This window comes from Luteimonas rhizosphaerae, assembly GCF_002849595.1.
Taxonomy (GTDB): domain Bacteria; phylum Pseudomonadota; class Gammaproteobacteria; order Xanthomonadales; family Xanthomonadaceae; genus Luteimonas; species Luteimonas cellulosilyticus.
This window is the reverse complement of sequence record NZ_NRQR01000002.1, coordinates 155,660-175,269: the sequence shown is the minus strand read 5'-3', so window position 1 is coordinate 175,269 and position 19,610 is coordinate 155,660. Positions and strand designations below refer to the sequence as shown.

Sequence of the window (19,610 nt, the reverse complement as noted above, 5' to 3'; positions counted from 1 at the left end):
CGACAATACGCGCCATGCAGATCGGCCCCTACCGCATCGCTCCGAACGTGCTCCTGGCTCCGATGGCCGGGGTCACCGACAAGCCGTTCCGGCAGCTGTGCAAGCGCCTGGGCGCGGGCCTGGCCATGTCGGAAATGACGATCAGCGATCCGCGTTTCTGGCAGACCGAAAAATCGCTGCGGCGCATGGACCACGACGGCGAGCCGGCGCCGGTCGGCGTGCAGATCGCCGGCACCGTGCCGGCGATGCTGGCCGATGCCGCGCGCTACAACGTCGACCACGGCGCGCAGATCATCGACATCAACATGGGCTGCCCCGCCAAGAAGGTCTGCAACGCGTGGGCGGGCTCGGCGCTGATGCAGGACGAGGCGCTGGTGGCGGCGATCCTCGCTGCCGTGGTGGGCGCGGTCGACGTGCCGGTCACGCTGAAGATCCGCACCGGATGGGATGCCTGCCACCGCAACGCGCCGGTGATCGCGCGCATCGCCGAGGATGCCGGCATCGCCGCGCTCGCCGTGCACGGCCGCACGCGCGACCAGCACTACACCGGCAGCGCCGAGTACGACACCATCGCCGCGATCAAGGCGGCGCTGTCGATCCCAATCATCGCCAACGGCGACATCGATTCGCCGCAGAAGGCACTGGCGGTGCTGCGGCACACGGGTGTCGATGCGGTGATGGTCGGGCGCGCGGCGCAGGGCCGGCCGTGGATCTTCCGCGAGATCGCCCACTTCCTCGCCACCGGCGAGACGCTGCCGCCGCCGTCTCTGGTCGAGATCCGCGATCTCCTGCTCGGCCACCTCGTCGCATTGCACGCCTTCTACGGCGAAGTCTCCGGCGTGCGCATCGCCCGAAAGCACCTGGGCTGGTACGCCAAGGACCGTCCCGAGAACGCCGCCTTCCGTCACGTGGTCAACCGCGCGGAGACCGCCGACGCGCAGCTCGCGTTGACCCGCGACTACTTCGATGCGCTGATCGCCGGTGACGATCCGCTGGCGGCGCTGGCGGCCTGAAGTGCCCGGCGCTGGCGACGCGCCCTGCTGACCGTCCGCGATCGCGACCTGCAGGCGCGCGAACAAGTCCCGAGTGGAACGCCGCATCGCGCGCAAGCGCGCTCCTCCAGGCGCTGTCGCCGTGCCGGCGGCACGTCGCGACGCCGGCCACGTGCGACCCACGGATTGACCGACGGCGATGCGCCCGCTCGCATGCGCGTCGCCCGTCCAGCCTCAGGGACCGCCCACCGCCTCGCCCGTCGCCAGCCCCGGCGCCGTGGGCTCGTGCCAGATGCGTGCCCAGGTGGCGTTCCAGGTCGCGCCGAGGTCGCGCGCCATCGCCGGCTGCCGTGGCGGGATCGCGGTCCAGCCCTCACCGGCGCGGCGCGACACGGCGAAGCGGAAGAAATAGTCGGGCTCGTTGCCCATGCGCAGATCGCTGAGCAGCAGTTCGTCGTCGACCACGGTCGCACCCATGAAGCCGTGGTTGAACCAGACGAGCCGCTGTACCGACGGCAGGTCGGCGTTCGCGCGCAGCGCCGCGACGTCCGAGGGAAACGCGGTGAAGCGCATCGGACCGCGATCGACCGCCAGCGAATGGAAGCCCTCGACGTAGCCGTCGTCGGTCATCGCGACGACGCGCCACAGCACGGTGTTCGCCGGCATCGGCACCGAGAAGCGCGGCGCGTCGCCCAGCCCCATCGCGACCAGCGCGCGGTCCGCTTCGCGTTCCACCAGCCCCTTCGCCACCAGCGACCAGCCCAGATATGCCGTGCTCAGCACGAGGCCGATCGCGATGCCGCGGCCCGCGATCCGGCGCGGCCCGGCGAACACGGCGACCAGCACGCCGACCAGCAGCCACACCGTATAGAGCGGATCGATGATGAAGACGCTCGACCACATCGCCGGCGACGGCCGGAACGGCCAAAGCAGTTGCGTGCCGTAGACGGTGAACGCATCGAGCAGCGGATGCGTCACCAGCGCGAGCGTGATCGCCCAGTACCAGCGCACCGGCGACGCCGCGACACGGCCGTGCCCGAAGCGCCGGAACAGCCACCAGATCGCCGCGGCGGCCAGCGGCAACACGAGCAGCGAATGGGTCAGGCCGCGGTGCAGGGTCATGCGCAGCACCGGATCGCCGGTCATCCAGGCGATGGGAACGCCGTCGAGGTCCGGCAAGGTGCCGAGCACGGCACCCGCGGCGAGCGCGGCGCGGCGATGGGCGGCAGGCACGACGGCAGCGGCGACCGATGCGCCGAGCACGATCTGGGTCAGGGAGTCCATGGCGGCGATGCTAGCAGCCGTCGATGGCGCGCCACACGCCGCCGCGATGTCATACGCAGGCCCGCGCAGCGCGTTAACCTCGGCCCAACGCGGCCCCGTGCAAGATGCACCCCGCCGGCCGCGCGTGTATCATTCGCGGCCATCTTTTCATCCGCATACAGGGATGTATCCCTTTCAGGAGCCGTGATGTCCAGCTACCTCTTCACTTCCGAGTCGGTCTCCGAGGGCCATCCGGACAAGATCGCCGACCAGATTTCCGACGCGGTGCTCGACGCGATCCTCGCGCAGGACAAGCGCGCCCGCGTCGCCTGCGAGACGCTGGTCAAGACCGGCGTGGCGATCGTTGCCGGCGAAGTCACGACCAGTGCGTGGATCGACCTCGAGGCGCTGACCCGCAAGGTCATCCTCGACATCGGCTACAACAGCTCCGACGTCGGTTTCGACGGCGAGACCTGCGGCGTGCTGAACCTGATCGGCAAGCAGTCGCCCGACATCAACCAGGGCGTGGACCGCAAGAAGCCCGAAGAACAGGGTGCCGGCGACCAGGGCCTGATGTTCGGCTACGCGACCAACGAGACCGACAGCTTCATGCCGGCCGCGATCCACCTGTCGCACCGTCTGGTCGAGCGCCAGGCGCAGGTGCGCAAGAAGAAGAATTCCAGCCTCTCGTGGCTGCGTCCCGACGCGAAGGACCTGATCGAGGCCGTCCGCGAAGAGATCATCAAGCCCGTGCTGCCGTCGAAGTGGCTGCACAAGGGCACCAAGTACCACATCAATCCGACCGGCAAGTTCATCATCGGCGGCCCCGTCGGCGACTGCGGCCTGACCGGCCGCAAGATCATCGTCGACACCTACGGCGGCTGGGCGCGCCACGGTGGCGGTGCGTTCTCGGGCAAGGATCCGTCGAAGGTCGACCGCTCGGCTGCGTACGCCGCGCGTTACGTCGCCAAGAACGTCGTCGCGGCCCGCCTCGCCGACCGTTGCGAAGTGCAGGTGTCGTACGCGATCGGCGTCGCCGAGCCGACCTCGCTCTCGGTGACGACGTTCGGCACCGGCAAGGTGCCCGACGAGACCATCGAGAAGCTGATCCGCAAGCATTTCGACCTGCGCCCGTACGGCATCATCCAGATGCTCGACCTCATCCATCCGATGTACCAGCAGACGGCGGCCTACGGCCACTTCGGCCGCAAGCCGAAGAACTTCAGCTACACCGACGGCGCCGGCGTGTCGCACGACGCGACGTCGTTCTCGTGGGAGAAGACCGATCGCGCCGAGGCGCTGCGCGCCGCCGCGAAGCTGAAATAAGCGACGCGACCACGCAGGATGTTCCCCCGGACGGGCCGCGCAAGCGGCCCGTTTCCGTTGGCGCGCCGCCTGCAGCAGCGTGTCCTCACTCGTTGTGCATCGTCCAACTCACATGCTATCTGTGCGGTGCGACACATTGCGCCGACCCCACCGGAGCCTGTCCACGATGCCGCCCAGCTATGACGAGATGCACGATGCGGACGGCAACGTCCGGCCGCACTACCGCGCCTTCGACGACTGGCGACAACGCACCCCCGCCGACGAGATCGCCCACAAACGGCGTCAGGCGGAGATCTCCTTCCACCGCGTCGGCATCACGTTCTCGGTCTACGGCGAGGAATCGGGCAACGAACGCCTGATCCCGTTCGATCTCGTGCCGCGGATCGTCCCGGCGGCCGAGTGGAAGATGCTCGAAGCCGGCCTGCGGCAGCGCGTGCACGCGCTGAACCTGTTCCTCGGCGACATCTACGGCGAGCAGCGGATCCTGCGCGACCGCCGCATTCCCGCCGAGCTGGTGCTCGACAACAGCGAATACCGCAAGGAAATGCAGGGCCTCAAGCTCGCCGGCAACGTGTACTCGCACGTGTCGGGCATCGACCTGGTACGCGCCGGCGACGGCGAGTACTACGTGCTCGAGGACAACCTCCGCGTGGCCTCGGGCGTGTCGTACATGCTCGAGAACCGGCGGATGATGTCGCGGCTGCTGCCGGAAGTGTTCGCACGCCAGCAGATCGCGCCGGTCGAGCGCTATCCCGATGCCCTGTTCGACATCCTGCGCGAATGCGCGCCGGCGAATGTCGACAATCCCGTGGTCGCGGTGCTGACCCCGGGCGCGGCGAACTCGGCCTACTTCGAGCACGCGTTCCTGGCCCAGCAGATGGGCGTGGAACTGGTGGAGGGCGCGGACCTGTTCGTGCAGAACGACATGGTCTACGCGCAGACCACGCGCGGCGCGCAACGGGTCCACGTGATCTACCGCCGCATCAACGACGACTTCCTCGACCCGACCGTGTTCCGCCCCGAGTCGCGGCTCGGCGTGCCGGGACTGTTCGGCGCCTATCGCGCCGGCAACGTCACGCTGGCGAATGCGCCGGGCACTGGCGTCGGCGACGACAAGTCCGTGTATCCCTACGTGCCCGACATGATTCGCTACTACCTCAGCGAGGAGCCGATCCTGCACAACGTGCCGACGTGGCAGCTGCGCAATCCGGACGACCTGAAGTACGCGCTCGAGCACCTGCCCGAACTCGTGGTCAAGGAAGTCCACGGCGCCGGCGGCTACGGCATGCTGGTCGGCCCCGCGTCGACGAAGGCGGAGATCGAGGAATTTCGCGCGCGCATCCTCGCCGACCCGAGCAACTACATCGCCCAGCCGACCCTGTCGCTGTCGACCTGCCCGACCTACGTCGAGAGCGGGCTGGCGCCGCGGCACATCGACCTGCGCCCCTACATCCTCAGCGGACGGCGCATCCACGTCATCCCCGGTGGCCTCACGCGTGTGGCACTGCGCGAGGGTTCGCTGGTCGTCAACTCGTCGCAGGGCGGCGGGACGAAGGACACCTGGATCATGGAGAACTGACGCGTGCTGTGCAGAACCGCTTACGATCTCTACTGGGTCGCGCGCCACATGGAGCGCGCCGAGAACACCGCCCGGCTGCTCGACATCGCCCAGCGCATCGCGCTGCTGCCCGAACGCCTCGATCGCGGCAAGGCCGCGGCCGCGCCGTGGCGGCGGGCGCTGGATTCGCTAGGACTGGTCGACAGCTTCACCGCCGACGGCCGCGCGATCGATGCCGAGAGCGTGGTCCACCACCTGCTGCTGTCGCCGGACAATCCCAATTCGATCTTCAACTGCGTGCGCACCGCGCGCGAGAACGCCCGCGCCCAGCGCGTGGCGATCACCGCCGAGATGTACGAGGACCTCAATGCCTCGTGGCTGGAGATCCGCAAGCTCGACACCCTGCGCCTGCGCCATGACGGCCTCAGCAACACGCTCGAATGGGTCAAGACCCGTTCGGCCTCCTTTCGTGGCATCACCATCGGCACGCTGGGCCGCGGCGAGGGTTACCACTTCCTGCAGATGGGCGCCTTCATCGAGCGCGCCGACTGGTCGATCCGCCTGCTCGACATGATCGGCAGCGATGCCGAGCTGCCCGAGACCGGCGAAGCGCGCGACGCGGTCCAGTATTTCCAGTGGAGTGCGTTGCTGCAGTCGCTGTCGGCGTTCGAGACCTATCGCCGCCTATACCGCGAATCGGTGAGCCCGGCCGGCGTCGCCGCGCTGATGCTGCTCAACGGCGACAACCCACGCTCGCTGCAGACCTGCGTCGGCGCGATCCACCAGATCCTGCAGTCGCTGTCGGGCAACGAGTCGCTGGAGGTCGAGCGCCAGGCCGGTGCACTGGCGGCGCAGTCGCGGTACGCGCGCATCGACGAGATCATCGCCGGCGGCCTCGAGCCCTGGCTGCAGGACACGATGGGCAAGCTCACCAAGCTCGGCAGCGAGATCCACCGCCAGTTCATGACCACCGCGCCGTCGCGCCCCATCGCTACCGGCCAGCGCCAGGTGCAATGGCAGACCACCGGATGACGGCTGTCCGCTTCAGGCCCCAGCGTGCACAATTGCCGCTCGCTTCTTCTTCACCAGGCTGTCCCGCGCCATGACCTACTGCATCGGACTCAACCTCGACGAAGGCCTCGTCCTGGCTTCCGACTCGCGCACCAATGCCGGTGTCGACCACATCCGTCGCGCCGGCAAGATGCGGGTCTTCGCGAACGAGGGGGAGCGCGTCATCGTGACCCTGTCGTCGGGCAACCTGTCGCTGACGCAGAACGTGCTTAACCTGCTGGAACACCGGGCGACGCACGAATCGGGCAGCCTCGGCGTGCGCAACGCGCGCTCGATGTTCCAGGTCGCCCAGATCGTCGGCGACGCAATGCGCGAGATCCGCGCGCGCGACGAAACCTATCTGCGCGACAGCGGCATCGACCCGTCGGGCTCGTTCATCGTCGGCGGCCAGATCCAGGGCGAGGCACCGCGCCTTTTCCTCGTGTATTCGGAAGGCAACTTCATCGAGAGCTCGACGGAAACGCCGTTCTTCCAGACCGGCGAGATCAAGTTCGGCAAGCCGATCCTCGACCGCGTGATCACCCCGCAGACCAGCCTCGTCGAGGCCAGCCAGTGCACGCTGGTGTCGTTCGATTCGACGATCCGCTCGAACCTCTCGGTCGGCACGCCGATCGACCTGCTCGTGTACCGCCGCAACAGCCTGCGCGTCGATGTGCAGCGTCGCTACGAGGACGAGGATCCGTACCTGCAGTCGATCCGCGACAGCTGGAACGACAGCATGCGCCGCGCGGTCACCGCCTTGCCGCAGCCCGACTGGGCCAAGTAGGCGTCCGCTGCCGCGCCTGCAGGGCGCGGTGAACGTCTGTCGCGACGCTGTCGATTGGCGCGTCGATTCCGGTCCGACGAACGACATCGCCTCGTGCGCGGTGTGGCTAGTGTCGCCCTACCATGATGGCGACGTGCTCCGTCACGCGCGCGCTCGCACGGGAACGCAGGCCAGCGGAACGCCGCGCAGCACCGGCTTCGACGTCGACGCATCCGCGCGCGAGCGCGTGCAGTGACATTGCAGCGCCAGATCGCGAAAAAAAAGGGCCGCCCGAAGGCGGCCCCAAACCTGACATCCAGTCGATGCCAAACCATGTCGCGCGTCAGCGCGACTGCACGCCCGCATCGATCCGTGCGTAGCTGTCGTTGGCGACGTCGCCATCGGCGCCTGCGGAAATGGTCTGCAGCTTCTGGGCGAAGCCGTAGGGATCGCTGCCCAGGTTGCGGGCCAGACCCACCGCGAAGTCCATGGTGTCGTGCACCGGGTTGCCGCTGTAGTCCTCGACGAGGATGCGCAGATCGGTATGCGCGCCGCCGAGCGCGTTGCCGTCGACGGTCGCGCGCGTCTGCGCCATCAGTGTCTCGAGCTGCGACTCGCTGAAGGTCAGCGTGACGGTGTCGGCGGCGTCGACCGGACCTGCGCCGCTGGTGCCACCGGTCAGCGCCCAGTTCAGCAGGTCGGCATTGGCCTGCTCTTCCCCGGCCTCGTCCTGTCCGAGGATGTTGCGCTCGAACCAGTTGTAGCCCGGGCGGTCGGTAGTGAGCTCGAACTGGTAGCTGCGCTCGCCGGGCAGTTCGTTGCCTGCAGCATCGAAACGCTGTTCGACGGTCAACGGCACGTTCGCGCCATAGGTCAGGTCGGTGGTCAGCGACTGCGACCCGTCGGCGTAGGTGACGAGCACCGAGCTGCCGAGATTCGACTGGCCGCCGAGCGCGACGCTGAGGCTGTCCACGCCGGCGCGCAGCTGGGTCTGCGACGAGTAGTCGACACGCGAGATCGTCGCGACGTCGGCGACGCCCGGCGTCTCGTGCGCGATCTGTCCGGTCGCGTTGAAATGCGCGTACGCGGACTGCCCCTCGACGCTGGCGATGTCGAAGGTGGCGGTCTGCAGCGTCGCGCCGTGCAGCTGGTCCTCGCGACCGGCCATGATCGACAGATCACCGGCGCGCAGGCCGACGCCGTTGAACGCGTTGATCGTTTCGGTCGGCCCGGTCGTCACGCGGACGGTGTCCGCATCCACGCGCGACACGGTGTAACTCACGCCCTCGGACTCGGTGATGTGGGTCTCCGTGCCGATCATGCGGAAGGACCCGGCCAGCGCGGTCTCGTCGAAGGCGCTGCTGTCGAGCGTCACGCTGCCGCCGACCGGGATCGTCGTCGGATCGAAGGGATTGACCGCCGCTGCGGCCTCGACCGTCTGGTCTTCGCCCGGCAGCGTGACCTTGTAGCTGGACTCGAAACCGGTCGCAAGGCTGGCTTCGGCCTCGGCGCCGCCTCGGCCGCCCGCATCCGCTTCGCCCGATACGCTGACCTGGGTGTTGGTGGTCACCGAGAACGAGGTCGTGCCGTCGCCCTGGCTTTCCTGCACGGTCACCGAGGATTCGCTGCCGACGCTGATCGACGCGCCGCGACTGCCGGCCGGCGCATCCGGCGCGCGGTTGTTGCCGAGTTCGGCCTCCTGCTTGCCGGTCAACCTCACCGACAGGCTGTCGGGCTGCCAGGAGATGCTGCCGTCGTCGTTCTTCGCGGTGAGCTTGACGTCGGTGGTCGAGTGGTTGGCGCTGCCGCCGTCGATGTCGCCGGTCGCGCTCATCGGCGCGGCGGGAATCGCGATGACGTCGCCGGGCTGGATCGCGTTGCCCCCCGACATCGTCGGCGAGGTGAGCTGCGGATTCGCGGCGTGGATCGCCTCGGGACTGACCTGGTAGCGCTCGGCCAGCGAGGACACCGTTTCGCCGGCGGCCACGCGATGCTGGCCCGCCTGCAGATCGGGGTCGGGCAAGGTGACCGGACCGATTCCACCACCGCCATCGTGCACGTACATGTTCACCCGCGTCTCCTGTCGTCTGTCTGCACCCGGCATGCTGCGCGGGCAAGGCGGTCATGGTGTGGCACCGTTCGGGGACCGGGCACCTGGGGAAAACCCGAGGCGCGACTGCGGGGCTGAATCCGCGTTCAGTCCGCGGGCCGACATCGCGGCGCGGGCGCCGCCTCGCTGCAGCGCCCCGGCGGCGCGCGCGATAGAATGGCCGCCTGCCCCGCCGAGGGGCGCTGCGACCGGTTCGCCCGCGTGATCCATCCCGCGGACAGGACGGCCAGGCTCGGCGTGGTGTTCCTGCGACAACGGCGCCCGTAACGCGAATACCCGCGCGGTATTCCACTACGGAGCACAGCATGAACGCACAACTGAAGACCTTCTCCACCGACGGCGACTACAAGATCGCCGACATCGGCCTCGCCGACTGGGGCCGCAAGGAAATCGACATCGCCGAGCACGAGATGCCGGGCCTGATGTCGATCCGCAAGAAGCATGCCGCTACCCTGCCGCTCAAGGGCGTGCGCGTGACCGGCTCGCTGCACATGACGATCCAGACCGCGGTACTGATCGAAACCCTCAAGGACATCGGCGCCGACGTGCGCTGGGCGTCGTGCAACATCTTCTCGACCCAGGACCACGCTGCTGCGGCGATCGCCAAGACCGGCACGCCGGTGTTCGCGTGGAAGGGCGAGACGCTCGAGGAATACTGGGACTGCACGCTCGACGCGCTGAGCTTCCCCGACGGCAAGGGCGGCCTGATCGGTCCCGAGCTGGTCGTCGACGACGGCGGCGACGTGACCCTGCTGATCCACAAGGGCTACGAGCTGGAAAAGGGCGACGAGAGCTGGGTCAACAGCACCGGCGGCAGCCACGAAGAGCAGGTCATCAAGGCGCTGCTCAAGCGCGTGCGCAGCGAGCGTCCGGACTTCTGGACCCGTACCGTCGCCGAATGGAAGGGCGTTTCGGAAGAGACCACCACCGGCGTGCACCGCCTGTACCAGCTGGCCCAGGCAGGCACGCTGCTGGTGCCTGCGATCAACGTCAACGACTCGGTCACCAAGTCGAAGTTCGACAACCTCTACGGCTGCCGCGAGTCGCTGGCCGACGGCCTGAAGCGCGCGATGGACGTGATGCTGGCCGGCAAGGTCGCCGTGGTCTGCGGCTACGGCGACGTGGGCAAGGGCTCGGCAGCATCGAGATCGATCCGATCTGCGCGCTGCAGGCGGCGATGGAAGGCTTCGAGGTCACCACGATCGAAGAGACGCTCGGCCGCGGCGACATCTACGTCACCACGACCGGCAACAAGGACATCATCACCGTCGCGCACATGCAGGCGATGAAGGACCAGGCCATCGTCTGCAACATCGGCCACTTCGACAACGAGATCCAGGTCGATGCGCTGAACGCGCTGAAGGGCGTGGAGAAGATCAACATCAAGCCGCAGGTCGACAAGTACGTCTTCGGCAACGGCAACGCGATCTTCCTGCTGGCCGACGGCCGTCTGGTGAACCTGGGCTGCGCCACGGGCCATCCGAGCTTCGTGATGTCGAACTCGTTCGCCAACCAGACCCTCGCGCAGATCGATCTGTGGGAGAAGAAGGACATGTACGAGAAGAAGGTCTACATCCTGCCCAAGCATCTCGACGAGGAAGTCGCACGCCTGCACCTCGAGAAGATCGGCGTGAAGCTGACCACGCTCACCAAGGACCAGGCCGACTATCTCGGCGTCGCGGTCGAAGGCCCGTTCAAGCCGGACCACTACCGCTACTGATCGGCTCGCCGGTCACCGCGGAACAGGAAACGGGCGCCGAAAGGCGCCCGTTTTTTTGTGTGCGCTAGCGGACGAAACGCGACCGCAGCGCCTGCCACAAGCGCTGCCGTGCCTCGAACACGCGCAGCCCCAGCAGGAACGCACTCAACCACACCAGCCCTTCGGTCGCGACCGCGGCCACGGTGACCAGCACGAGCCGCGTCGTCCGGTCGACGCCGAGCATCAGCCCCGCAGCGAGCGCGATCCACGCCAGCAGGCAGACCACGCCACCGAGTGCGATCCAGCGCCAGGGGCGCCGCACGCCGCCGCCGCGACGCGCGCTCATTCGTCACCCCGCAGCGCGGCCAGCGCAGTGCGATCGAGATAGCGTCCATCGAGCACCACCGCATGGGCATCGCGTGCGTGCGCCAGATCGACGAGCGGATCCCCATCGAGCAGCAGCAGGTCGGCCTCGTAACCGACCGCGACGCGGCCGAGCCGCTGGCCCGCACCGAGTGCATCGGCTGCGTTCGCCGTGCCCGCGCGCAGGATGCGCGCGTTCGACACACCGGCCTCGGCGAGCAGCGCCATCTCGCGATGCAGGCTGATGCCCGGCGCGATCCAGGGATTGCTCATGTCGGTGCCCAGCGTCATCCGCGCGTCGCCGGCGTACAGGCGCGCGGCCATGCGCTGCACCTTGGGCCACACCGCGCGGGCGCGTTCGAAATCCGCGGGTTCCCAGCCGATGGCGAAGGTGAAGAAGTCGGTCCAGTTCGCCAGCAGCCGCGGATGCGCGTAGCGCTCGGCATCGCGCCGGTAGGGGCTGTCGTCTCGGTCCTGGACGAACGCCGCATGGAAGGCGACGAGGGTGGCGTCGAACACCGGACGATGCCGATCGAACGCGGCGACGAGGCGATCGGCCTGCGGACTGTCGGGATCGAAATGCTCCCACCACTCGAAGAACGCGAACGCCCCCGGACGCCGGGACGCGCGATAGGCCTCGGCGTCGGCGGGCGCCAGCAGATCCGGGCTGACCGGCATCAGATGGACGAGTCCATCCAGCCCCATCGACAGGGCGTCGGTCCACGCGACGTCCTCCAGATGCCCGACCGCCGGACGGCCGTGCGCATGCGCGGCCTCGATGCCGGCCTGCAACAGCGCGGGCGACAGCCCGGTGTAGAGCTTGATCCAGTCGGCGCCGGCGTCGACCTGCCTGGCGACGACGCGGCGCACGTCGTCGGTGGTGGACACGGCCGTCGCGAGCCCGGACACCCCGGCATCGTTGAGGACCGGGCCGGCATCGAAACTCTCGGGGCCGGGCAGCGTGCCGTCGGCACGCCGCGCCTCGTAGCGCGCCGCGGCGGCGAGATCACCGGCCGGGTTGCGGATCGTGGTCACGCCGAACCCGACCAGACGCGCCGCGTTGTGCTCGGCGATGGCATCGTCGGGCAGCGCCTCCATGACGATCGCGTCGCCCTCCTGGCGCACGGCCAATGGCCCCAGCGTCAGATGCGCATGCATGTCGATCAGGCCCGGCATCAGGTAGCGACCCGTCAGCGGCACGACCTCGGCGTCGCGTCGGCAGGCGCGACTGCCGGGACGGGTGATGCCAATGATGCGGCCATGTTCGATACGGACGCAGCGGGGTTCGCCGCTGCGTTCCTGTTCGACGTCGACGATGCGCACGCCATCGAGCGCGAGCGTCCCGGGCGAGGCGTGCGCAGGCAGCAAGGGAAGGCAGCTCAACAAGCCGGCGACGGACCATGGGATGAGAGGATGCATGTGCAACTCCGGGGTGGGTGTACCCGGATGAGTCGCTGGCGCTGCCGCATTTCTTACGTCGGCACGCGATCGCGACATTGCTGTAAGAAATCCTCGCCACATGACGACTCCCTTCTGAGATCCCCGACAAACGCGATGCCATGCCGCCTCCTTGGTCCCAGGTCCAAGCCCTGCACCCGCAACTCTGGCGCGCGGTCTGCGGCTACGAACTCGATCCCGCGTTGCGCGACGACCTCATGCAGGACGTGCTGCTGGCGGTCTGGCAGGCATTGCCGACACTGCGCGAGCACGACCGTCTGCTGCCGTTCGCGCTGCGCGTCGCGCACAATCTCGGCGCGAGCCACGTGCGCTCGGCCATCCGCACGCCCGCCGCGCTGCCGCTGGATCCGGACCGCCACGACGTGCCGGACCCAGCGACCGTGGCCGATGCCGACCGCGCGCGCAGCGAATGGCTGTTCGAGGCCCTGGCCACCCTGCCGCTGACGCTGCGCCAGCCGCTGATGCTGCAACTCGAAGGCTTCGATTACGGCGAGATCGCCGACCTCCTCGGCATCTCGATGGAGAACGTCGGCGTGCGCCTGCATCGTGCCCGCAACCGCCTCAAGACCCTGCAGTCCCGCGAGGAGACACGGCCGTGAACGACTTCGACGACCTGCTGCGACACGCGTGGCAGACGACGCGCCCCGCCGATGACGGCGCGGTGCTGCTCCAGCGCATGCGCCGCCATCGCCTGCGGCACCGGCTGCAACGCGGGCTGGAGATCATGCTGACACTGGCCGCGGTCGCGTTGCTGCTCCGGCCGCTGGCCGGCGCGGCGATCGGGCCCTCGTACTGGCTGCTGATGCCGTTCTTCGTGGTCTACATGCCCGTCGCGTGGTGGTGGCTGCTGCGTGCACCGCGCGTCCAGCCCATGGACGCCGCGCTCGACGGCGCGCGCTATGCCCGCGTGCGTCTGTCGCAGCTTCGCGCCGACCTGCGGGAACTGCGCCTGGCCCGCATCGCCAGTCTGTCGCTGCTCGCCTACACCGTGGCCGCGGCGATCGTCGCAGTCGCGCTCGGCGATGCGGCCTGGCGCACCGCCGCCGTCGAGCTGCTGTGCTTCGCCATCGCGTGGAGCGTCGTCATCGTCTGGTTCTGCCACCGTCGGCGCCGTCGCGACCTGCGGGAGTACCGCGCGATGCGACGCCTCGCCGGCCGCGACTTCTGAGCGCATGCACCATCGCGCGCGCGGCGCGGTGTCACGCCGTATTGCACGTCCGGGCGTTGATGCGGTCGTCATCGTGGGCAGAGATCGCGAACCGCTCGCGTCGCGCAATGCGGTCAAGCCCGGGCGACGCGCATCACCGCGTGATCCGGATCGCAACGCGACGCATCGTGCGCACGCCGACAGGAACATGCGACACGGCCGGTGCGCGTTTCGCGATGCGTGCCATCCGGCAGCGCATGGCACGCGTCGCATCGCGTGGACGTTCTGAATGAACGTCTCCGCAACCGTCAGCGCTATGTGCGCTTCATCGCACGCGGCCTCCGCGTCGTCTCGACGACGCCTCGGGTCAACCCGTATGTCATCGCATTTCGACGACCGCGACAATCGATGCCGACATCATCTCTCCTGGCAGAAGGAATCTCCCATGCTCAACGTGATGCCCGGCAACATCGAAGCCCTCCTGCGCACGATCGGCGAGGCCAAGCGCGCCGCCGATGCGGACTACGACTCACCGAGCCGCGCGGAACTCGAGGATCTCGCGAAGGACCTGCACAAAGTCGGCGAGCGCGGCGGCAAGGACGATTACGACAAGCGCCTGACCGCGCTGGCCAACGATTTCCTACCGGATCTGAACCTCGAGGATCGCGGCCGTTTCTTCGAAGCGATCTTCGACAACGATCCAGGGGCTGCCAAGTCGGACTCCTGGCTGCAGGCCAGTCGCCTCGACAAGCTGGTCAATGACGACAAGATCTCGTCGAACGCGCGCGGTGAGGTGCTGGAAGGCTTCGCCAAGGGCTACAACGAAGGCCAGGTGGATACCACCAACGCCTGGCGCTTCATGGAAATGGAGGACACCGATGCCGGCATTGTCACGGAAGGCACGTGGCGCACCGAACGCAACGTCAACAAGAACACGTCCCACGACGTCTTTCCGCGGTTCATGACCGGGCTGGAGAACGATGCAAGCGGGGAGTTCGCCGAATTCATTGGAAAATTCGCGATCGACCAGATCGAGAACGGGGCACTTGGCGACAAGGACAAGAACTCCACCGACCGGGCCGCCCATCTCGGCCTGATGCTCAACGCGGCGGACCATGCCGGCAAGGACGGGTCGGTGATCAACCAGATCCTGCATGGTGTGAGCAGCGAAAAGCGCGACCAGGTAATCGACGACATCAGCCAGAATTTCAGCAAGATCACGACGGACAACGCCTGGCTTGACTGGGAGGGCAAGGAACTGCCCGATACCTACAACAAGGATCCCATGGAGCTGCTGATCCGCGCCGTCGCCAATGACGGCAACAGCCTGTACGCCGACGGCAAGTCCAGCCACGCCGCTGACCTGGCCGAGTACATCCTCGACCAGTCCAAGAACAATCCCTGGGGCGACAACGGATTCTTCAACGACGAGAACATTCCTAAGGAGGGCCGCCAGGAGGCCCTGAACGATCTGGTCACCAAGAAGGGGGCGGAGATCTTCAACGTCAACGGACTCGGCGAGGCCGGCATCGACGCCAGCCAGATCGACGGCACCACGCGCAACATGAAGACCATGGCCAATCTGATGCGCCTGACCGGCCTGTCGCCGACCAACGATGCCGCGCCGGACGTCCTGGCCTCGCTGGCCAGGCAGTCCGACAGCTGGTCCAAGGATCTGGTCGCCGCCGTCGAGGGCGACGACACCAACTCGCGCCTGCAGGCCGAGCACAAGCTGACCCACATGGTGGCGTCGGCGGAGCAGGCGGTGCTGGACGGGTTCTCCGACAAGGCCGAAGACGACGCCGCGCGCCAGGAAGACTTCGCCAACATGATCAACCTGTTCCTCGGCTTCGCGCCCGGCGGCACCTCGCTGACCGGGAATCTCAAGCCGGTGCTGGACAAGGCGTTCACCCGCGTCTTCGGCGAAGACAGCCAGGCCTCGCGCATTCTCGACAAGGTCGCCGAAGGCTACGGCGAGAACATCGATTCGGTCACCAGCGGCCAGTGGCGCGACAAGCTGGCCGAGTCGCTCACGAAGTCCGATTACCAGGATACGTATCTGGAGGAATTCCGCCAGAACGCGAACGGCTTCATCGAGGACCAGGTCCTGCGTGGCCTCGAGGGTGAGGACCTCAAGGGCTATCGCGACGAGATCGTCAAGGAAGCGTCGCAGTTGCTCAAGGCGGCCTGATTCCACGTCTTCCGGTGCGCGCAGGCCGCAGCCGGTGCTGCGGTCAGCGCGGCAACCGCATGTGGTCGGACGATCGCCTGGCCCGACGGCGCTGTCGGCCTTACGGCCGCCAGTTCGCGTTCCGCTCCCAGAACTCGACGCTGCGCCGGTAGGCCTCGCGGTCGAGCGGAACGCCGGAACCGCCCTCTTCCACGCCGAGCGCGTTGCGCAGCATCGTGATCGGCGCCATCGGAATTTCTTCCGGCTCGGCGGTGTAGATGCAGCCGACGATGCCCCAGTCCGCGTCGATCGGCGCACCTTCCTTCGCGAGTTGTTCGGCGCTGTAGAGAATCACCACGAGGTATTCGGCGCGTGGCGATTCCACGCCTTCGAACCAGCGCACCAGCACGGGCAGCTCCGCACTGTTGCGGGACTCGTAGCCCGAGCGCAGCAGATGCCGGTTGGCGTCGGTGATCGGCACCGTCAGGCAGCGCGTCGAGGTCCAGTTGCGATGCACGTGCAGCTTGCAGAACGGCGCGTAGCCGTCGAGCACCGCGTGCGGCGCTTCCCGATTGAGGTGGGCCTCGAACTGCGCGGGCGTGATGTCCTGGATCGTGTTGCCGCGCGGCGTGCGCGGGAACAGGCGTGGACGGGCGAACGGCGTGAGGACGATAGACATCGGCGGGCTCGGGCGGTGGCCGGCTACCGTAACGCGTCACCCGCGTCGTCGGACAGCGCCATGGTCGCCGCGCCGGGACATCCGCACGCAGCCGCTCAGCCCGGCGCCGGCACGGCGCGCTCGACGCGGTTGCGGCCGCCGAGCTTGGCGCGATACAGCGCGGCGTCCGCCTCCCGGTACAGCGCGTCGGGATCCGCGTGCGGGATGGTCTGCACGCTGCTCCAGCCGACGCTCGCGGTGACCTGCTCCTCGATCCCGTCGAACGCGAGCGGATGGCGCGCCAGTGCGTCACGGAAGGCATCCGCCCGCGCATGCGCCGCGTCGCCGTCCACCGGCAGCAGCACGCCGAACTCCTCGCCGCCGAGTCGCGCGCACAGCTCGCCCGGGCCGTCGAACGCGGCGCGCAGGCGATGCGCGAACTCGATCAGGCAGGCATCCCCGGCGAGGTGGCCGAAGCTGTCGTTGATGCGCTTGAAGTGGTCGATGTCGAGAATCAGCAGCGACAGCGCGCGGCCATCGCCCGCGCCGGTGACGGCACGCTCGAGCGCCTCGGAAAATTCGCGCCGGTTCGCGAGTGCGGTCAGGCCGTCGATCCGGCTGCGCGTCGCGAACAGGTCGCGCTGGTGGCGCAGGTCTTCCTCGAGTTGCAGACGCGCGTGGTACTCGCGATGGCTGCGCACCATGACCAGCAGCATGTAGACCGTGTAGACGAGCCAGGTGGCGCCGACGCCCAGCGACAGCTGCTGCCACAGCACCACCAGCGTGGGCAGCATGACCGCGAGAATCGCCAGCGCGGACGGCACCCGGCGCATGCACAGCGTGTGCGCGAGCGCCATGCCGAAGGCGCCCGAGAACAGCAGCGTGATCAGCGGCGCGGGGTCGGGCAGCGCGGACTGGCTCCACGCACTGAACGCGCCCCAGGCGACCGTCGTCGCAAGGACCACCGCCCACAGCCGGCGCAGGTAGCGGTGCGCGGCGACCTCGTCTGGACGCGCCGGCATCGGAATGACGACCCGCAGTACCGCGAGCGCGAGCAGCGTTCCGATGACCAGCAGCGCCTGTGCGCGATAGCCGGGCGCGTAGTCGGTGGCCGTGAACGCCAGCGCCGCGGCCACGGCGTAGAACCCGCCGCCGAGGCGGACCCGCTGCCGCGTTTCGACAACCTCCTGCGCCAGCAGGTTGCGGGCACGCTGCAGACTGCGGTCTTGCTCGGAGGCGTTGGGCATGACTGCAGAATATGGCGAACCGGGGGGGAGTGAACAGGCGGTAGTTGCGACGCTGCACGCGCCGACGGACGGGGCGATCCGGCAGCAGTCGACGGGCTTCCGGCAATGGGCAGGGTCACGATGCTCCTCGCGACGCGGAAGACGGTGGTCGCCGCAGCCCTTCGTGCTCCCTGCGCGTACCGCCCGCTGCCCCGCCCGCTGGCGACGGCCCCGGACTGCTGACAAATCCAGAGCGAGGTCGGATGCATCGCAGCGCTCTCGTCATCCATCGCGATAAAGCGATACCATGCCCCGGTCCCCGCCCGGCCCGCTCCGATGATTCCGATCAGCTTCGAGTTCTACCCGCCCAAGAACGACGAACAGCGCGCGCAGCTCGAGCGCACCGCGAAACGGCTCGCGGCGCACGCGCCCGAGTACGTGTCGTGCACGTTCGGCGCGGGCGGCTCGACGCTCAGCCACACGCCCGAGACCGTGCGCCAGCTCAAGCAGCAGCATGGCTTCGACGCGGCGCCACATCTGTCGTGCGTCGGCGGCAGCCGTCAGGAGATCCGGGACCTGCTGGCGCTGTACGCGTCGATCGGCTGTCGACGGATCGTCGCCCTGCGCGGCGACCTGCCCTCGGGCATGGGCCATCCGGGCGACCTGCGCTACGCATCCGAACTCGTCGCCTTCATCCGCAGCGAGTTCGGCGACCGCTTCCACATCGAGGTCGGCTGTTATCCGGAAGTGCATCCGCAGGCCGACGATGCGCTGGCGGACCTGCGGCATTTCAAGGCCAAGATCGACGCGGGCGCGGACGCGGCGATCACCCAGTACTTCTACAACGCGGACGCCTACTTCCACTTCGTCGACGCGGTGCGCAAGGCCGGCGTCGACGTGCCGATCGTACCGGGCATCATGCCGATCTCCAATTTCAGCCAGCTGCGGCGGTTCTCCGAGCAGTGCGGCGCCGAGATTCCGCGCTGGATGCAGCGGCGCATGCAGGCGCATGGCGACGACGCCGACAGCATCCGCGAGCTGGGTGCCGACATCGTGACGCGCCTGTGCGAGCGCCTGGTCGCGGGGGGCGCACCGGGCCTGCACTTCTACACGCTGAATCTCTCCAGGCCGACCCAGACCGTCCTGGCCCGGCTCGGCTGAACCGGCGGCGTGGCCGCACTTCTGCGCGGCCCCGCCAGCCAGTAGGCTTGGCGCGATGCGCCGCGCACCCACCGCCGTCCTGTTGCTGGCTGCCCTTGCGGCGGCACTGTCCGCGTGGCCGGCGCGCGATGCGCAGGCGCAGGTCCGGCGTTGCGTGGCCGCCGATGGCACGACGATCTACACCGATCGCAAATGCAGCGAAGTCGGCGGCGATCCGCAGCCCGCGCGCGCGACCGGGCAGGCGGCGGTGAATGCCTATCGCGGCGGCTGCGCGCGCAGCGTGCGCGCCCTGATGCAGGACCTGCAGTACGCGATGGATGCGCGCGACACCAACCGCGTGGCCGCGCTGTACCACTGGACCGGCATGGGCAACGCCGCCGGCTACCGGGTGCTGCAGCGCCTCGACACGATCACCCAGCAGCCGCTGGTCAACATCACCGCACTGCGGCCGGCCCAGCCCGTCGTCGCGACCTCGCGCCCGGGCTTCAGCAGCTGGGTCAGCGCCCGCGACATCCCGACCGCACCACGCGAACTGCCGCCGAGCGCGCTGCGGCTCGACCAGACCGGCGCCAACGGCGCCGGCGCGATGCAGACGGTGTTCTCGCTGCGGCGGCACCTGGGCTGCTGGTGGATCAGCCTGTGACGACCGCGCGCGGGAATTGA

17 protein-coding genes, 1 pseudogene and 1 riboswitch are annotated in these 19,610 nt (G+C 68.4%); of the genes and pseudogenes, 12 read left to right on the top strand and 6 right to left on the bottom strand.

Annotated elements, in window-relative coordinates; all coding sequences use genetic code 11:
* Positions 1-14 precede the first annotated feature (14 nt).
* The gene (gene dusB, locus CJ022_RS01220) at positions 15-1,013 is read left to right on the top strand and encodes a tRNA dihydrouridine synthase DusB (RefSeq protein WP_101924885.1); all 999 of its coding nucleotides are present in this window, start codon (positions 15-17) and stop codon (positions 1,011-1,013) included.
* A gap of 213 nt (positions 1,014-1,226) precedes the next feature.
* Here dusB and CJ022_RS01215 read toward each other — a convergent pair whose 3' ends face one another.
* Complete coding sequence (locus CJ022_RS01215; RefSeq protein ID WP_101924884.1) at positions 1,227-2,276, bottom strand: metal-dependent hydrolase; 1,050 nt, start codon at positions 2,274-2,276, stop codon at positions 1,227-1,229.
* Between the two features lie 186 nt (positions 2,277-2,462).
* Between CJ022_RS01215 and CJ022_RS01210 the strand changes: the two genes are divergently transcribed.
* The 4 genes from CJ022_RS01210 (at position 2,463) to CJ022_RS01195 (ending at position 6,976) form a co-directional block, all read left to right on the top strand.
* Positions 2,463-3,581 carry a methionine adenosyltransferase gene (locus CJ022_RS01210; protein ID WP_101924883.1) on the top strand — a complete coding sequence of 373 codons (1,119 nt, stop codon included), beginning with the start codon at positions 2,463-2,465 and terminating at the stop codon, positions 3,579-3,581.
* 166 nt (positions 3,582-3,747) lie between these two features.
* Entirely contained in the window at positions 3,748-5,160 is a 1,413-nt protein-coding gene (locus tag CJ022_RS01205) for a circularly permuted type 2 ATP-grasp protein (RefSeq protein WP_199171399.1), read from the top strand.
* Between the two features lie 3 nt (positions 5,161-5,163).
* Positions 5,164-6,171, top strand: coding sequence for an alpha-E domain-containing protein (locus CJ022_RS01200; RefSeq protein WP_143703850.1), 1,008 nt, complete (start codon positions 5,164-5,166; stop codon positions 6,169-6,171).
* 70 nt (positions 6,172-6,241) lie between these two features.
* Positions 6,242-6,976, top strand: a complete 735-nt coding sequence (locus tag CJ022_RS01195; protein ID WP_101924881.1) for a peptidase — start codon at positions 6,242-6,244, stop codon at positions 6,974-6,976.
* 322 nt (positions 6,977-7,298) lie between these two features.
* Here the strand turns inward: CJ022_RS01195 and CJ022_RS01185 are convergent, their stop codons facing one another.
* Positions 7,299-9,026: a LysM peptidoglycan-binding domain-containing protein gene (locus CJ022_RS01185; RefSeq protein ID WP_158238327.1), complete on the bottom strand. Its 1,728-nt coding sequence runs from the start codon at positions 9,024-9,026 to the stop codon at positions 7,299-7,301.
* Positions 9,027-9,233: 207 nt separating this feature from the next.
* A riboswitch (S-adenosyl-L-homocysteine riboswitch) is annotated at positions 9,234-9,335 on the top strand.
* Positions 9,336-9,370: 35 nt separating this feature from the next.
* Between CJ022_RS01185 and CJ022_RS01180 the strand changes: the two are divergent.
* Positions 9,371-10,482: pseudogene (locus CJ022_RS01180) on the top strand (adenosylhomocysteinase); the annotation flags it as partial.
* Positions 10,483-10,518: 36 nt separating this feature from the next.
* Positions 10,519-10,785, top strand: coding sequence for an adenosylhomocysteinase (locus CJ022_RS17735; RefSeq protein ID WP_425490814.1), 267 nt, complete (start codon positions 10,519-10,521; stop codon positions 10,783-10,785).
* Positions 10,786-10,849: 64 nt separating this feature from the next.
* Here CJ022_RS17735 and CJ022_RS01175 read toward each other — a convergent pair whose 3' ends face one another.
* Complete coding sequence (locus CJ022_RS01175; RefSeq protein WP_101924878.1) at positions 10,850-11,110, bottom strand: hypothetical protein; 261 nt, start codon at positions 11,108-11,110, stop codon at positions 10,850-10,852.
* Positions 11,107-12,546 carry an amidohydrolase family protein gene (locus CJ022_RS01170; protein WP_158238326.1) on the bottom strand — a complete coding sequence of 480 codons (1,440 nt, stop codon included), beginning with the start codon at positions 12,544-12,546 and terminating at the stop codon, positions 11,107-11,109. Before CJ022_RS01170 ends, CJ022_RS01175 begins: the two co-directional genes overlap by 4 nt.
* A gap of 140 nt (positions 12,547-12,686) precedes the next feature.
* On the opposite strand from CJ022_RS01170, the gene CJ022_RS01165 reads away from it, so the two are divergent.
* The 3 genes from CJ022_RS01165 (at position 12,687) to CJ022_RS01155 (ending at position 15,923) form a co-directional block, all read left to right on the top strand.
* Positions 12,687-13,184, top strand: coding sequence for an RNA polymerase sigma factor (locus CJ022_RS01165; RefSeq protein ID WP_101924876.1), 498 nt, complete (start codon positions 12,687-12,689; stop codon positions 13,182-13,184).
* Positions 13,181-13,753: a hypothetical protein gene (locus tag CJ022_RS01160; protein WP_101924875.1), complete on the top strand. Its 573-nt coding sequence runs from the start codon at positions 13,181-13,183 to the stop codon at positions 13,751-13,753. Before CJ022_RS01165 ends, CJ022_RS01160 begins: the two co-directional genes overlap by 4 nt.
* A gap of 424 nt (positions 13,754-14,177) precedes the next feature.
* The gene (locus tag CJ022_RS01155) at positions 14,178-15,923 is read left to right on the top strand and encodes a hypothetical protein (protein WP_101924874.1); all 1,746 of its coding nucleotides are present in this window, start codon (positions 14,178-14,180) and stop codon (positions 15,921-15,923) included.
* Positions 15,924-16,023: 100 nt separating this feature from the next.
* Here CJ022_RS01155 and CJ022_RS01150 read toward each other — a convergent pair whose 3' ends face one another.
* Both CJ022_RS01150 and CJ022_RS01145 read right to left on the bottom strand, forming a co-directional pair.
* Complete coding sequence (locus CJ022_RS01150; protein WP_101924873.1) at positions 16,024-16,581, bottom strand: DUF3228 family protein; 558 nt, start codon at positions 16,579-16,581, stop codon at positions 16,024-16,026.
* A gap of 95 nt (positions 16,582-16,676) precedes the next feature.
* Entirely contained in the window at positions 16,677-17,807 is a 1,131-nt protein-coding gene (locus CJ022_RS01145; RefSeq protein WP_101924872.1) for a GGDEF domain-containing protein, read from the bottom strand.
* Positions 17,808-18,122: 315 nt separating this feature from the next.
* Here CJ022_RS01145 and metF point away from each other — a divergent pair, with 315 nt between their 5' ends.
* On the top strand, positions 18,123-18,947 hold the full coding sequence (gene metF / locus CJ022_RS01140) for a methylenetetrahydrofolate reductase [NAD(P)H] (protein WP_101924871.1): 825 nt from the start codon (positions 18,123-18,125) through the stop codon (positions 18,945-18,947).
* A 55-nt stretch (positions 18,948-19,002) separates the two neighbouring features.
* Entirely contained in the window at positions 19,003-19,590 is a 588-nt protein-coding gene (locus tag CJ022_RS01135; protein WP_101924870.1) for a hypothetical protein, read from the top strand.
* Positions 19,591-19,610: the final 20 nt, after the last annotated feature.